Origin of the sequence: Acidovorax sp. ACV02, from assembly GCF_014851475.1 — a bacterium.
Lineage (GTDB): Bacteria > Pseudomonadota > Gammaproteobacteria > Burkholderiales > Burkholderiaceae_C > Acidovorax > Acidovorax delafieldii.
In genome coordinates, this window is record NZ_JACUZU010000003.1 from 93,946 (window position 1) to 109,378 (window position 15,433).

The 15,433-nt window shown below is 65.7% G+C and carries 8 protein-coding genes; 5 read left to right on the plus strand and 3 right to left on the minus strand.

The window, feature by feature from the left end:
- Positions 1-22: 22 nt before the first annotated feature.
- Positions 23-4,891 (minus strand): PAS domain S-box protein, encoded by a 4,869-nt coding sequence (locus IB236_RS07765; RefSeq protein WP_192419896.1) that lies wholly within the window; start codon positions 4,889-4,891, stop codon positions 23-25.
- A 45-nt stretch (positions 4,892-4,936) separates the two neighbouring features.
- Entirely contained in the window at positions 4,937-7,420 is a 2,484-nt protein-coding gene (locus IB236_RS07770; RefSeq protein ID WP_225581060.1) for a bifunctional diguanylate cyclase/phosphodiesterase, read from the minus strand.
- A gap of 262 nt (positions 7,421-7,682) precedes the next feature.
- Between IB236_RS07770 and mutS the strand changes: the two genes are divergently transcribed.
- Positions 7,683-10,301, plus strand: coding sequence for a DNA mismatch repair protein MutS (gene mutS / locus IB236_RS07775; RefSeq protein ID WP_192419898.1), 2,619 nt, complete (start codon positions 7,683-7,685; stop codon positions 10,299-10,301).
- 52 nt (positions 10,302-10,353) lie between these two features.
- On the opposite strand, the gene IB236_RS07780 is transcribed toward mutS, so the two are convergent.
- Positions 10,354-10,818 (minus strand): hypothetical protein, encoded by a 465-nt coding sequence (locus IB236_RS07780; RefSeq protein ID WP_192419900.1) that lies wholly within the window; start codon positions 10,816-10,818, stop codon positions 10,354-10,356.
- Between the two features lie 198 nt (positions 10,819-11,016).
- Between IB236_RS07780 and IB236_RS07785 the strand changes: the two genes are divergently transcribed.
- From IB236_RS07785 to IB236_RS07800, 4 genes are all read left to right on the plus strand, one after another.
- Positions 11,017-11,844, plus strand: coding sequence for a proteasome-type protease (locus tag IB236_RS07785; protein WP_056067065.1), 828 nt, complete (start codon positions 11,017-11,019; stop codon positions 11,842-11,844).
- Positions 11,845-11,925: 81 nt separating this feature from the next.
- The gene (locus tag IB236_RS07790; protein WP_192419902.1) at positions 11,926-12,747 is read left to right on the plus strand and encodes an alpha/beta fold hydrolase; all 822 of its coding nucleotides are present in this window, start codon (positions 11,926-11,928) and stop codon (positions 12,745-12,747) included.
- Positions 12,748-12,921: 174 nt separating this feature from the next.
- Complete coding sequence (locus IB236_RS07795; RefSeq protein ID WP_192419904.1) at positions 12,922-13,743, plus strand: carotenoid biosynthesis protein; 822 nt, start codon at positions 12,922-12,924, stop codon at positions 13,741-13,743.
- The gene (locus IB236_RS07800) at positions 13,740-15,263 is read left to right on the plus strand and encodes an oxygenase MpaB family protein (RefSeq protein ID WP_192419906.1); all 1,524 of its coding nucleotides are present in this window, start codon (positions 13,740-13,742) and stop codon (positions 15,261-15,263) included. The genes IB236_RS07795 and IB236_RS07800 overlap by 4 nt, the downstream gene beginning before the upstream one ends.
- Positions 15,264-15,433 lie beyond the last annotated feature (170 nt).

Sequence of the window (15,433 nt, forward strand, 5' to 3'; positions counted from 1 at the left end):
AAATGTCCTGCGTGAATGCCGTTCAGGGGGTTTCGAGGGCCGGGGATTCAGAGCCCGGCACCGCAGCCAGGGCTTCCAGCGCCTGCTCGAAATCGAAATTCAGGGTGTGCTTTTCAACGACCTGGAAGGCGCTGCCCAGCGCCGCCTTGAGCACCACACCATTGTGTTGGAAAAATTCAGTGGCTGCAGGATCGTCCTGCTCCATCAGGCGGCGCAAGTGCTGCCCTGCCTCGGCGGGCGTCATGCCGGCCCCCGGCGCCCTCGCATTGGGCGCCAAACCTGACTCAGGTGTCGTGCCCGCCTGCACGGCCTGCAGCACCCAGTCCTGCAGCCCGTGCAGCAGGGGCTGCAGCGCAGCCCGCAGCTCGGCCAGCAGCGGCACGATGGCCTCGTTGCCATGGCGAAAGCGCAGCGCGTGCTCCAGCGCCTGTGCGCGGTCCGACACGGCCTGCGCGCCAATGTTGGCTGCCACCGACCGCAGCGTGTGGGCCAGGCGCTCGGCCAGTGCAACATCGTGCACCGCGAGCGCACGCTGCAGCTCTGGCAACACCGGAGCCTGCCCTTGCACAAAGCGGCGCAGCATCTCGGCGTACAGCCCTGTCTTGCCCAGCGCGCGCTGCAGGCCCAGTTGGGTGTCCAGCCCTGGCAGATCAGGGACATCCACCGGCAGCCACCCTGCGGCCGCTGCACTGGTGGCCGCTACCGGCGCGGCCACTGGAGCCGCACTGCTGCGAGCGGGCACAACCGCCGCACCGAGACCCTGGCGGGGGCGGATCCAGCGTGCCAGCGCGGCCCACAGGGCCGCAGGTTCGATGGGCTTGGCAACATGGTCGTTCATGCCCGCCGCAAAGCAGCGCTGGCGGTCCGCCTCCATGGCGTTGGCCGTCATGGCGATGATGGGCAACTGCGCGTAGCGCGGGTTGCCGCGCAGCAGTCGTGTGGCCGTCTCGCCATCCATGATGGGCATCTGCATGTCCATCAGCACGGCGTCGTAGTGCTTGCGCTCGATATGGTCGATGGCGATCTGCCCGTTCTCGGCCACGTCGACGGCGAAGCCCGCGTCCAGCAGCAGCTCCATGGCCACCATCTGGTTGAGTTCGTTGTCCTCGACCAGCAGCACGCTGGCGCCCCGGATGTCCAGCGGCAGCTCGTCGGCAGCGGGGGCGGGAGTGGCCGCACGGCGCCCCTCCGTGCCCGATGCCTCCAGCGGCTGCATCAGGGTATCGAACAGCAGCGAGGCATTCACGGGCTTGATGAGCACGGTTTCGATGCCCTGCGCACGCGCGGCCCGCATCACGTCTTCGCGCCCGTAGGCCGTGACCATCAGCATCTGCGGCACCTTGGGCATGCCCAGGCTGCGAATGTGGCCCGCCAGCTCCACGCCGTCCATGCCTGGCATGTGCCAGTCCAGCAGCAACAGGCCAAACGGCTGGTGCTGTGCCATGGACTCGCGCAGCCGGTCCAGCGCCTCCAGGCCCGAATGCGCCTGCTCCACCACAAAGCCCATCGCCTGCAGCATGTCGGACAGCACCGTGGCAGCGGTATGGTTGTCGTCCACCACCAGCACCCGGGTGCCCCGCAGGTCGGGCGGAGGTAGCAGCACACGCGCCGCTGCCCCACGCTCCAGCGGCACCGACACCCAGAAGGTGGAGCCCTTGCCGAAACGGCTCTCCACGCCCACCTCTCCGCCCATCAGCTCTGCCAGGCTCTTGCAGATCGCCAGCCCCAGGCCCGTGCCACCATAACGGCGCGTGGTCGAGGTGTCGGCTTGCTGGAAGCTCTGGAAGAGGCGCCCCATCTGCTCGTCCGTGAGCCCGATGCCGGTGTCGCGCACCTCGAAACGCAGCCGGACCTGGTTGCCCATCTCCTCCAGCAAGCGCACGGCAATGCTGATCTCTCCGGATTCGGTGAACTTGATGGCGTTGTTGGCGTAGTTGATGAGTATCTGGCCCAGACGCAGCGCATCGCCCACGAGGTTAGGGGGCACATCGCTGGCTACATCGCAGACCAGCTCCAACCCCTTGGCTCCGGCCTTGTAGCCCACCACATCGGACACGCTCTCCAGCATGCGGTCGAGCAGAAACGGCTGACGCTCCACCACCAGCTTGCCCGCCTCGATCTTGGAGAAGTCCAGGATGTCATTGATGACCCCCAGCAGGTGCTGGCCCGCCTGCTGGATCTTGCTCACGTAATCGTGCTGGCGTGGACTCAGGCCCGACTTGAGTGCCAGGTGCGACATGCCGATGATCGCGTTCATGGGCGTGCGGATCTCGTGGCTCATGTTGGCCAGAAAGTTGGACTTGAGCGCGGTGGACTCCTCGGCCAACTCCTTGGCACGGCGCAGCTCCTGTTCAGCACGCTGGCGGTCGGTGATGTCCACGAACGTACCAATGGTGCCGCCGGGTGTGCCATCGGGGCGCGCAAAGCCATGCAGCCAGAACAGCGTATGGTGTAGCTCGCCGTCGGCATAAGGCAAATCGACCTCGCGGTGCACCTTGCGCTCGCCCTCCATGGCCTGTATCGCGTCCTGCTCGAAGCGCGTGCGGGTCTCCTGCGGCAGATAGTCCAGATCCATCACCGTCTTGCCGATGAGCGCCTCGCGCGAAACGCCAAAGGCGTGCTCATACGCGCGGTTCACACCGATGTAGCGTCCGTCCGCGCCCTTATAGAAAAGGGGCACCGGGATGGCGTCGATCAACGCCTGCTGGAAATCGAGCTGCCCGGCCACCTGCTCCTCCAGGAGCTTCTGGTCGTGGATGTCCACATTGACGCCCACCACCCGCACCGGCTGGCCCTGGGCGTTGCGGAAGATGCGCGCGGCCTCCAGAAACCAGCGCACCTCGCCATCGGGGCGCACGATGCGCCAGGAGTCGCGCAGGTAGTCCTCGGTGCCTGCAAGGCAGCTGTCGAAATAAGCGCTTGCCTGGTCGCGGTCTTCCGGGTGCAGGCAATTGAGCCAGAAGTCGCGCCCATCAGGCTGGGTTCCGGGGGGCAGGCCCATCATCTGGGCCAGCTTGTCCGACCAGAGGATCTCGCCGGTGACCAGGTTCAGGTCGAACACCCCGATCTTGCCCGCTTCCTGCGCCAGCTCCAGACGTTCCTGGGCCTGCTGGATCACGCGCTCGGCACGCCGCTGCTCGCTGACATCTTCAATGACCCAGATCGAGGCGGTGCCAAAGTCGTCCATCTTGACGCTGCGGCCCGCCAGGCGTGCCTCGAACTGGCTGCCATCCAGCCTGCACAGGGTAGCGGTCTCGCGCAAGGCCTGGCCCGAGGCCAGTGCCGGCGTGACGCGGGCAGTGAACAGGTCGGCATGGCCCGTCCCGCCAAACAGCACCGACACCCCCAGACCCAGCAGCTGTGATGCGGTACCACCCATGAGATCCACAAACGCCGGGTTGAACTGGCGGAACTGTCCGTCGCACACCATCACGATGGGCGGTGCGTTGTCGAAGATGGCGGTTTGCTGCTCCAGCAGCTCGTTGAGCAGGCGTTCGCGACGCTCCAGCTCCTTTTGCGCCTGGATGCGTTCGGACACGTCCTCGTGAAGGCCCACGATGCCGATGCGCTTGCCCCGCCCATCAAACACGGGCGATAGCGTGGCCTCGTCGTAGTAGATGCTCCCGTCCTTGCGCCGGTTGACGAACTGGCCCTGCCAGGACTTCCCCGACAGCAGCGCGGACCACATCAGCTGGTAGGTCTGTGCGGGCGTCTGTCCACTGGCCACCAGCGATGGCTTTTTGCCATGCACCTCGTCCAGCGAATAGCCCGTGTTGCGCTCGTACTGGGGGTTAACCCAGTCGATGCGGCCGTCGCCATCGGTGATGACCACGGACACCGGGCTGCTCTCCAGCGCCGTACCCAGCACCCTGAACCGCTCCAGTGCACTGGCCACCCGGGCACGGCTGCGCAGCAAGTCCAGCAGCAGCAGGCCCAGAAGGCACAGCAGCACAAAGGCCACCACCCCAATGCGCGCGCGCTGCGTCGACGACATCAAGGCACTGATATCGTCCAGCGCCACCAGCTGCCACTCGCCCCCTGGATCGTGCCAGTCAATGGCCCGGCGTTCGACAGCGTAGGTCACGCCGTTGATCTGGACATCTCCGGTATCGGCCGCAAAGGGCAACGCCGAAGCCACGCCATTGTCGAAATGCCGGCCGAACTGGCGTGTGGCGCGGATGGCATCGATACGTGCCTGCGTGAGCGGCGGCGCTACCGCGAACTGCCATTCGGGGCGCGTGGCGGCAAACGCCACGCCCTGCGGCGACAGCAGCACCATGGGCAAGCCCGCGCGCTTGAGCAGCAGGTCCACCGGCTCAAAACCCACCTTGAACATCACCACGCCGATGATGCTGCTCGATGGCGTGTCGCTTTCATAGAGTGGCGCTGCGTAGTACAGCCCACGCTCCTGGGTATTGCTGCCAATGGCGGCATACACACTGTTGGCGCCCTGGATGGCCTGCTGGAAGTACGGGCGGAATGCAAGGTTCAGGCCCGTGGATCGTTCGCCAGGCGTCTCGTGCGCTACCACGGTGCCATCGGCAGACATTACGTACACGCCTTGCACCAGAAAGCGCCCGCGCGCCACGGCCAGGCGGGACAGTGCCTCGGGGTGGTCAGGGGGCAAACGGCCCAGCGCCATGTCCTTGAGCAAAGGCTCGCTCAGGCCCATCAGCGATACCGCCCCGAGCATGGAGCCGCCAGTGGTCTGAGCTTGCAGGGCATCTGCGGTCTGGTGCAACACGCGTGAACGCTCGGTCGCTCGCTCGCCCGCTCGCCAGTGCTGTGCACCCTGCACCACCAGCACTGCGCCGATCAATGCCAGGGCCACCACCACCAGCAGGCCACGGATGCCGGGGGCGTTACGGTCCACAAGCTTGTCAAACCACATGCCTACGCCCTTGCCACGCAGGCCAGCCACACCGCAGACGTACCGTCAACCAGCGGGATACAGCAATGCATCGATAGCCTCCGCCGGCCCAGGCCTTCCAAACAGATACCCCTGGAACCCCTCGCACCCGTGCAGCCTCAGGAACGACAGCTGCCCCGTCGTCTCCACCCCCTCCGCCACCACCTCCAAATCCAGGCTCTTGGCCAGCGCCAGGATCGTCCGCACGATCGCCGCGTCGTTCGGGTCCGTCAGCACGTCCCGCACGAAGCTCTGGTCGATCTTCACCTGGTCCAGCGGCAGGCGCTTGAGGTAGGACAGGGACGAGTAGCCGGTGCCGAAGTCGTCCAGCGCAAACCCCACGCCTTCGCTCTTGAGCTGCACCATGCGCGCGATGGTGTCTTCGATGTCGCCCAGCAGCAGGCTTTCGGTGAGTTCGAGCTTGAGTTGCCGGGGGTCTGCGTTGCGGTTCTTCAAGGTTTGCAGCACTTCGGCCACGAAGCCGGGTTGCCGGAACTGGCGGGCACTGACGTTGACGGAGATGGACAGGTGGGCGGTGTCCGGGTGCTGGCTCCAGCGCTGCAGTTGTTCGCAGGCGGTCTGGAGCACGTATTGGCCCAGGGGGAGGATGAGGCCGGTCTGTTCTGCCAGGGGGATGAAGTCGCCGGGGCTGATCATGCCGCGCTGGGGGTGGCGCCAGCGCACCAGGGCTTCTGCGCCCAGCAAGCGGGCGTGGTGGTCGACCACGGGCTGGTAGTGCACGAGCAATTCGCCCCGGGCCAGGCCCTGGCGCAGGTCGGCTTCGAGGTTGGAGCGGGCGTTGACGGCCGCCTGCATGTCGGGGTCGAAGAAGCGCTGGGTGTTGCGTCCTGCGGCTTTGGCCTGGTACATGGCCAGGTCGGCGCGCTTGAGGAGTTCGTCCACGGTGAGGCGTTCGTCGCCAAAGAGGGTGATGCCGATGCTGGGGGTGCTGTAGTGCTGGGCGCCGTCCAGGTCAAAGGGCTGGTTCAGGCTGGCCAGGAGTTTCTCGGCGACGGTTTCTGCCTGGGTGGCGGCGTTTTGCAGATCGGGGGCCAGGGCTTCGAGCATGACGACGAATTCGTCGCCGCCGAAGCGGGCCACGGTGTCGGCTTCGCGCACGCTGCCCACCAGGCGGGCGGCGACCTGGGCCAGGAGCTGGTCGCCCATGTCGTGGCCCAGGGTGTCGTTGAGGTCTTTGAAGTTATCGAGGTCGATGAACAGCAGGGCCCCGAGGTTCCTGGTGCGCTGGCAGGCGGCGATGGAGCGTTGCAGGCGGTCCAGCAGCAGGCGGCGGTTGGGCAGACCCGTGAGCGCGTCGTAGAACGCCAGGCGTTCGATCTCCTGTTCGGCCAGCTTGCGATCGGTGATGTCCATGGTGAAGCCATGGGACACCACAGAGCCATCGGCCTCGCGATGTGGAATGGCGTTGGTCATGTGCCAGCGCACGCTCCCGTCATTCATCCGCACACGGTATTCGCACTGCCAGGGCACCAGCTTGCGCACCGACATCATGGCCGAGCGCTGCACCAGCGGCAGGTCTTCGGGCACCACGCGGTGCATGAGCACGCCATGGTCGGCCGTGACCTCGTGCGGCTCCACGCCCATGAATTCGCGCACGGCATCGCTGATGTACTGCACGCTGGTGCCACCATCGGTATGCAGCCGGTATTCGTAGATGAAGCCGGGGATGCGGCTGGCAATGCGCTGAATGAACAAGAGTTGTTCGCGCAATTGCTCCGCAGCGCGGTGCTCGTCCGTCACATCCTGCACCACCCCCATGACGACCTGCACACCGTCGCGCGGCAGCGTGCGTTGAACCCGCGAGCGCATCCAGCGCACTTCGCCATCTGGCCGGCGCCAGCGGTACTCCACATCCAGGCCAGATCCCCGTTCTCGGATCTTGTCGAACACGTGCCGGTCTTCCGGCAGGATGCCACTCACCGCGCGCTCGGGGTCCACCCATTCCTGCTGCTCAAACCCGGCGATGTTGCACAGCCCTGGCGACCAGAGCAGCACCGTTTCACCCGGGTCTTCAATGCGCCGCCAGTGGCCGGTGCGCGCCAGGCTCTCCATGGTGTTGAACACGTCGGTCTGCTCGCGCAACTCGCGCCGCACTTCTTCCAGCGCACGCTCGGATGCGGCCAGTGATACCCGCAGATTCTCGGCTTCGGAGGCATCGCGCACCGTGACCACGATGCAGTCATTGGTCACGCGGCGGGCCGACAAGTCCCAGGCCAGCAACAGCCGACCGGGCTCGCGCACCACTTGGCGGCACTCCAGCGGAGCCCCCACGCGCACCACGCCGAGCAACTGGTCCAGCAGCGGCGTGTTGGCCAGCAGGTCAAACACCTCGGACGCATCCACGCCCGGATGCCGTACCGCTCCCAGCCCTGGCATGCGCCGTGCCGCAGCGTTGGCGGCCAGCAGCAGCAAGCGGCCGTCTTGCAGACGAAACTCCATGAGCGCCACCGGCACCGCGTCCACCAGCGCTTGAAGGCGCGCCTGCGCCATGGGCTCGATGAGGCCTTCCCCGGTAGGGGCGAGGAGGTCGGTCAACAGTTCGGACGAAATCACGGTCGCTCTGAAGCCTCAGAATCCTGGGGTTGAAACACCAACTCTCGACGGAGGGTGGCTCCGTTCAGGGTCAAGCTGCCAGCATACAGCCAAGAGTATGTCAAAACGTAACATCTTGGCAGAACGCAGTGGAATTGCCCAGGGGGAAACCCGATGATCGAACTGCTACAGTCCACGCCTCATTCCTGCCACCCCCTGCATGTCCGACACGCTCGAACACCACACACCCATGATGCAGCAGTACCTGGCCCTCAAGGCCGGGTACCCCGAGACGCTTCTGTTCTACCGCATGGGCGACTTCTACGAGGTCTTCTGGCAGGACGCCGAGAAGGCCTCGCGCCTGCTCGACATCACGCTCACACAGCGCGGCCAGTCGGGCGGCCAGCCGGTGGTGATGGCCGGTGTGCCCTTCCACGCGCTGGAGAACTACCTGGCGCGCCTGATCAAGATGGGCGAGTCGGTGGCCATTGCCGAGCAGGTGGGCGAGGTGGGCGCCAGCAAGGGCCCGGTGGAGCGCAAGGTGGTGCGCGTGGTCACACCCGGCACGCTGACCGACACCGAACTGCTGTCCGACAAATCCGAATCGCTGCTGATGGCCGTGCACCAGGCGCCCCGCGCGCGCTGTGGTTTGGCGTGGCTCAGCGTGACGCAGGGCCGCGTGTACCTGGCCGAATGTGCGCACGACGAACTGGGCGCCTGGCTGGCGCGTGTGGCGCCCAGCGAACTGATCTACAGCGCAGGCGTGACCGAGCGCTTTGAACAACAACTGCAGATGTTGCGCCAGGGCGGCGCCTTCAACTGCCCCATGAGCCTGCGGCCCGACTGGCAGTTCGACAGTGCGCTGGGCGAGCGCAAGCTGCTCGAAAATCTGGGCGCGGCCAGCCTGCAGGCCTGGGGTGCACACGAATTGGGCGAGGCCCACGCCGCCGCCGCCGGGCTGCTGACCTACGCCGAGCACACGCAGGGCCGCACCCTCACCCACGTGCACAGCGTGCAGGTGCAGCGCAACGACGACCTCATCGACCTGCCCGCCACCACGCGCCGCAACCTGGAGCTGGTCAAGACACTGCGTGGTGACGATGCGCCCACGCTGTTCTCGCTGCTCGACACCTGCATGACCGGCATGGGCAGCCGACTGCTCAAGACCTGGCTGCTGGAGCCGCGCCGCGACCGCGCCGAGGCACGCCAGCGCCTCTCGGCCACCACGGCCTTGCGTGGCGCGGGCGGTGCAGGCGGCGGCGCGGGCCCCTGGTCCACACTGCGTGGCGAACTCAAGGGCGTGAGCGATGTGGAACGCATCACCGCCCGCATTGCGCTGCGCCAGGTGCGCCCGCGCGAGCTGGTCGCGCTGGGCAAGACGCTACAAAAAGCAGAGCTGCTTGCGCTCAATGGACGGGCACCAGAGCCCTTTTTGATGCAAATCTTCAGCCATCTGCAGCCGCCCGAGGGCTGCATGGCATTGCTGCAGGCCGCGATTGCCGAAGAGCCCGCTGCCCTGGTGCGCGACGGCGGCGTGATCGCCAACGGCTTCGACACCGAGCTGGACGAGCTGCACGCCATCCAGACCAACTGCGACGCCTTTTTGCTCGACCTGGAGGTCCGCGAGAAAGCCCGCACCGGCATCCCCAACTTGCGCGTGCAGTTCAACAAGGTGCATGGCTTCTATATCGAGGTGACCAGCAGTCATGTCGAGAAGGTGCCCGACGACTACCGCCGCCGCCAGACGCTGAAGAATGCCGAGCGCTTCATCACGCCCGAACTCAAGGCGTTTGAAGACAAGGCCCTGTCAGCCAACGAGCGCGCCCTGGCCCGCGAGAAATGGCTGTACGAGCAGATCCTGGACCAGCTGCAGCCCCACATTCCGCAGCTGACCCGGCTGGCCCAGGCGCTGGCCACGCTCGATGTGCTGTGCACGCTGGCTGAGCGATCCCTCACCCTGAACTGGTGCGCGCCGCAGTTTGTGCCCGAGCCCTGCATCGAGATCGAGGGCGGCCGCCACCCGGTGGTCGAAGCCCGGCTGGCCGAGACATCCAGCGGCAGCTTCATCGCCAACCACACGCGCCTGAACGCCAACACGCGCATGCAGGTCATCACCGGCCCCAACATGGGCGGTAAATCGACCTACATGCGCCAGGTCGCGCTCATCGTGCTGCTCGCCAGCATGGGTAGCCATGTTCCCGCCGCGAGCTGCCGCCTGGGGCCCATCGACGCCATCCACACCCGCATCGGCGCGGCCGACGATCTGGCCAATGCGCAGTCCACCTTCATGCTGGAGATGACCGAAGCTGCGCAGATATTGCACGCCGCCACGCCCCACAGCCTGGTGCTGATGGACGAGATCGGCCGGGGCACCAGCACGTTCGACGGCCTGGCACTGGCCAGCGGCATTGCCACCCACCTGCACGACAAGACCCGCGCCTTCACGCTGTTTGCCACGCACTATTTCGAGCTGACCGAGCTGCCAGCCAAAGCGCGCCACGCGATCAACATGCATGTGAGCGCCACCGAGAGCGGGGCGGACATCGTGTTCCTGCACGAAATCCAGCCGGGACCGGCCAGCCGCAGCTACGGCATCCAGGTAGCCAAGCTGGCCGGCATGCCGTCGCCGGTGCTGCACCATGCGCGCCATGCGCTGGCCGCGCTCGAAGAGCGCGCTGGCGAGGATGAGTTGCAAGTGGACCTGTTCGCCGCGCCCGAGGTGCCCGAGGGCGCGGGCGCCAGCCCGCTCGAGGCCGCGCTGGCCGGCATCAACCCCGACGCCCTGAGCCCGCGCGAAGCGCTGGATGCGCTGTACCAGCTCAAGAAGATGGCAGGCTGACCCGTTCCCCACGGGCACGGGATAGCAAACAGGCCGGCCCAGCGCACACCCGTTATTGCTTGACCACGGACACCAGTGTGTCTGCCACCATCTTGCCCGTCTTCATATCCATCCAGGGGTTCTGCACCGTGACGTGGTGTGTGCAGCCAGTGCTCATTTTTTTCTTCAGCACGGCGTTGAACTCCTCCTTGCAGCCGGCCGCGAATGCGGCCGATTCCTTGGTCGCGTCGCCCATGGGCTTCATGCCTGGCTGCTGCTGGTAGAAGGCGGCCACTTTCGGCAGGCTGTCGTTCGTGCGGTAGGCCACGCCTTCCCCCCCCAACTGGCTGCGCAGGAATTCGCTCACGGCGGTATCCTGCTTGGCCCCCGGATAGGCCGCAATGCCGCCGCCCGCCGCCTGCGCGGCCGCCAGACCCGGCGATAGCGCGACCAGGACGGTCAGCGCCATTGCAACGCAGGGCTTCCTCAACACACGGGATGGCATAGTTTTCGGGGCTTCGGTCATGTTCGGGTTCACATTCTTCTCCTGTGGTGGCTGCATTGGATCGGGTGATCCGCGCGATGTCAGGCGGATTATTGGCAGGAGCGTGCATCCCGAAAAGCACTCTGTGGCACGCAGCGTGATCTTTTGGGCATATCCGGCGCCCCCGTGGCTGCGCCAGCCCGGCGCAGCGGCACACTACACTCGCAGGTTTTCTCTCTTGCTGCACTTCCCATGACGTACTGCGTCGCCATCAAACTCAATGCCGGGCTGGTTTTCCTGTCCGATTCCCGCACCAATGCCGGCCTGGACCAGATCAGCTCATTTCGCAAGATGATGGTCTACGAGAAGGCGGGTGACCGCTTCATGGTGCTGCTGTCGGCGGGCAACCTGTCCATCTCGCAATCGGTGCGAGAGATCTTGCAGACCGAACAGATCAAGGACGGCGAATCGGGCGAAGCCATCACCATCTGGAATGCCAAAAGCATGTTCGACGCTGCCCGCGTGCTGGGCGCCGCCGTGCGCCACGTGCACGAGCGCGACGGCGCGGCGCTCAAGCGCTCGGGCGTGGACTTCAATGTGTCCATGGTGTTTGGCGGCCAGATCAAGGGCGAGGGCATGCGCCTGTTCCAGGTGTACTCGGCAGGCAACTTCATCGAGGCCACATCCGAAACACCGTACTTCCAGGTTGGCGAATCCAAATACGGCAAACCCGTGCTCGACCGCGTGCTCACGCCCGAGACCCCGCTGGATGAGGCTGCCAAGTGCGCACTGGTGTCGATGGACAGCACGCTCAAGTCCAACCTGTCGGTGGGCCTGCCGCTGGACCTGGTGGTGTACGAGGTGGACCGCTTTGCCACCGACAAGGTCATCTGCATCGACGAGAACAACCCGTACTTTCGGATGCTGCACGACAGCTGGGGACAAAAGCTGCGCCAGGTGTTCGACAGCATCGAAGACCCCGCCTGGACCGGCGGCGCTACCGAGGTGCCGATCATGGTCAGCCCAGCGCGCAGCAAGCCACTCAAGAAGATCACCAACCATACCGACCGGCTGATCTGACGCCCTGCAGGCCAGCGCACCCCACGGCACCCGGCCGCGTGCGCGCCTGCACCCCGGCCCTGCCACCCCGCCATGCCCTCCATGCTCCCCATCGTTTTCTCCCACGCCAACAGCTTTCCGGCCAGCACCTACCGCGTGCTGTTCAAGCACCTCAAGACCCGGGGTTTTGAAGTCAGCGCGGTCGAACGCTATGGCCACGACCCACAGTACCCGGTGACCAGCAACTGGCCACACCTGGTGCAGCAGCTGGCCGACTTTGCAACGGTGCAGGTGCAGCGCCTGGGGCAGCCGGTGTTTCTGGTGGGACATTCGCTGGGCGGCTTTCTGAGCGTGATGGCCGCCGCCCGCAACCCCGAACTGGTGCGCGGCGTACTGCTGATCGACTCGCCCCTCATTGGCGGCTGGAAGGCCAACGTGGTCAGCGTGGCCAAGCGCACCCAGGTGGTGGGTTCGATATCGCCGGGCCGGGTGAGCCGCCAGCGGCGGTTCAGCTGGGCCAGCAACGAAGAGGCGCTGGAGCACTTTCGCAAGAAGAAGGCTTTTGCACGCTGGCACCCCGAGGTGTTGCACGATTACATCACCTACGGCCTGCAAGACCAGGACGGCAAGCGGGTACTGGGCTTTGACCGCGCGGTGGAAACCGCCATCTACAACACCCTGCCGCACAACCTGGGCCGCCTGCTCAGCAAGCACCCGCTGCAGTGCCCGGCCGCCTTCATCGGCGGACGCGATTCCGAAGAGATGAAGCAGGTCGGCATGGCCATGACGCTGCGTGTCACCGAGGGCCGCACCATGATGCTGGACGGCAGCCACCTGTTCCCCATGGAGCAGCCCGTGGCCACTGCAGCAGCCATTGAGGCAGCGCTGCTCAACCTGGCCATGCTCACGCCCCGCCAGACTTAAGTCGTACTGGCAGATCCCCGCGCAGGGTCGCCTGCGTTCCGCTTTACCACCAAATTCGGATCGGAGGGCGCGAAAAAACGCCCCACACCGGCCCCGGATCAGGGCAAACAGGGGACACACACGCCGCGCCAATCCCCTACACTGGCGAAATTGTTACAGCGTGATACACCCGACATGTCTGCACAGCCCCCGACGGCCAGGCGCCTACCCGCGCTCAGCTTTGCCTTGCTGGCCGCCTTTGTGATCGCAACAGCGGTGCGCATCCACAATGACACAACCATCGCCATCGTCATCGCCTCGGTGCTGATGTTTGCCTGCTGCTGGACCAGTGCAGCGCATCTGCTGGGCACCCGCGCTGCCCTGCAGTTTGTCTTGATCGCGGTCAGCCTGGGCTGGTTTGCCGAACAGATGGGCTCCAGCAGGGGCTGGTTCTTCGGGCACTACACCTACACCGATGTGCTGGGCCCCCGTCTGCTGGACGTGCCAATGGTCATTCCGATGATGTGGTTTGCACTGACGTATGCGGGCTATGTGATCAGCAACCTCATCGTCTGGCAATCGGCGGTGGACGGTGCTCCCGGCCTGGGCAATGCCGCCATGCTGTCATTTCTGGCAGCCATGATCGTGACCGCGTTCGACCTGGGCGCAGACCCATACTTTGTGTACACCCTCAAGGCGTGGATCATGGCCAAGACTGACGGGGCCTGGTTTGGCGAAACCGTGCAGGGCTTTTTCGGCTGGGTGTTCGTGGCCTTTGTGATCATCTTCAGCTTTCGCATGTCGGTGCGCCAGCTCACCTTGCAACCCGCCAGCCCCTTCCTGCGGCGCCACGCCATGGTGCCGCTGACCATCTACGCGGCTGGCATGGTGTTCCAGATGATTCTGGGCAGCCCGGTGGAAATCCGGACCATTGCAGCCTTTGCCATGGGGATTCCGCTGCTCTGCGCGCTGGCGGGCTTCCAACGCTGGCGCGCACCGGGTAAGGTCGCGGCATGACCAGCAAGCCCCACAACCCTCTGCTGCCAGCTGCCGATCTGGCACCCATGCAGCACCACGCCGACCCTCTGGCCGACGCTACGATTGCCAGGATCCTTGGGCCCTGGCCCCCCGGCGACGTCGCCGCCGACGCTCCGCAATGGGCGCACATCAACACGGTAAACCTGCTGTTCAGCCAGTGGACCGACAACGCCACGCTGGCCACCTGGCAGGCAACCGAAGGCCCGGTGCAGGTGGGGGATGGTGACAAGGCCGCCAAAGGCTATGTGACCGCCGAGATGGCCAAGGCGCTCAACGAATATGTGCAGGCGGCGCAGGTGCTGCCGCCCTGGGCCGATGCCCGCAAGATCGAGCGCGCCGAAAAACTCTTCATGGACCACGGTGCGCTGTCTTGCATCCTGCTGTTCTGTGCAAGCCTGCCCGAGTGTTATGTGGTCTCGGACCTGTCGAGTGTGTTGCACACGACCGGCCAGCTGGAACAGAACACCGAATACCGCATCCGTTCCACAGCGGCCATGATCTTCCCGGTGATGCTGCACGGAGGCCTCAGCCCACGGGGTGCCGGTGTGGCACAGGTGCTCAAGGTGCGGTTGATCCACGCCACGGTGCGCAATCTCATCCTGCACGGCAGCCCCGAATATGCCATCGCGCAATGGAAGGCCGGCGGAGACGGCCTGATCGTGCCACGCGCAGCCCCCGCTGGTGGCGGCCGGTCCGTCATGTACCAGACCCTGTATGCACGTGGCTGGAACCTGGCCGCTAAAGGTCTGCCCTGCAACCAGGAGGAGCTGGCCTACACGCTGCTGACCTTCGGCTACGTGTTCCTGCGCAGCATGCGTCGGCTGGGTCTCGGTCTGCAGCCCGGCGACGACGAAGCCTACCTCCACGCCTGGAATGTGGTGGGTCACGTTCTTGGCATCGACCGCTCCCTGATGGTGGAAACGATGGCGCAGGGCGATGCACTGATGGCACTGATGCAGGCCCGTGGCCGCGCAGAGCCGGTCACGCCCGACCCGCGCCCGGCCCTGGGGCAGGCCCTGATGCAGACCATGGCCAACGCGCTGCCCTGGCGCATCGTCAAGCCCTTCCCGCAGCTCATGACCCGCTACCTGTGCGGGCGAGAAACCGCCGAGGACCTGGGGTTGAACCAGCCCGTGCCCTGGCTGTCGGCCTTGCTGTTCTGGTGCGTTCTGCTGCTGGCCCGCGCCATCGATGCGGTGGTGGGTTTGCTGCTGCCACGTTTTTCGATCGTGCGCATGCTCACGCGGGCGCTGGGCTACCACTTCATGAGCCGGGTGCTGATGAGCCAGACGCGCCCGCTGCAACTGCCCACCGAACTGCTCAACCAGGTGGACACCGTGGTGCACAGCTGGAGCGACGACCCCCATGCCCCCGGCTGGCTCAACCGCATCGAGGATCGGCTGACCACCTCTGGCAGCTGGAGCCGGGGCCTGGCTGGCAAGGCAAAGCCCGCGCAGGCGGGCCAGACAGGCCAGGCACAGCAAGCCACATCGCCGTAGCCACCACGTCAATGCAACCGCTGCCGCGCAACCTCCCGATGCTGGCCCGCTTGCGGTGCATGTGTTGCGGCGTGGCAACGTGGGTGCTGTGTCTGCTGGTACTCCTGGCTGCAACCTTGCCCCGGAGCGCACAGGCGGGCGAACCCTTGGTGCTCACACAGGACAGACCG

Coding starts and splice junctions, on each gene's coding strand:
- IB236_RS07765 (WP_192419896.1), bottom strand. CDS start 4,891: ATGTGGTTTGACAAGCTTGTGGACCGTAACGCCCCCGGCATCCGTGGC.
- IB236_RS07770 (WP_225581060.1), bottom strand. CDS start 7,420: ATGGCGCAGGCGCGCCTTCAAGCGCTGGTGGACGCGGTGCCGGTGGCG.
- mutS (WP_192419898.1), top strand. CDS start 7,683: ATGTCCGACACGCTCGAACACCACACACCCATGATGCAGCAGTACCTG.
- IB236_RS07785 (WP_056067065.1), top strand. CDS start 11,017: ATGACGTACTGCGTCGCCATCAAACTCAATGCCGGGCTGGTTTTCCTG.
- IB236_RS07790 (WP_192419902.1), top strand. CDS start 11,926: ATGCTCCCCATCGTTTTCTCCCACGCCAACAGCTTTCCGGCCAGCACC.
- IB236_RS07795 (WP_192419904.1), top strand. CDS start 12,922: ATGTCTGCACAGCCCCCGACGGCCAGGCGCCTACCCGCGCTCAGCTTT.
- IB236_RS07800 (WP_192419906.1), top strand. CDS start 13,740: ATGACCAGCAAGCCCCACAACCCTCTGCTGCCAGCTGCCGATCTGGCA.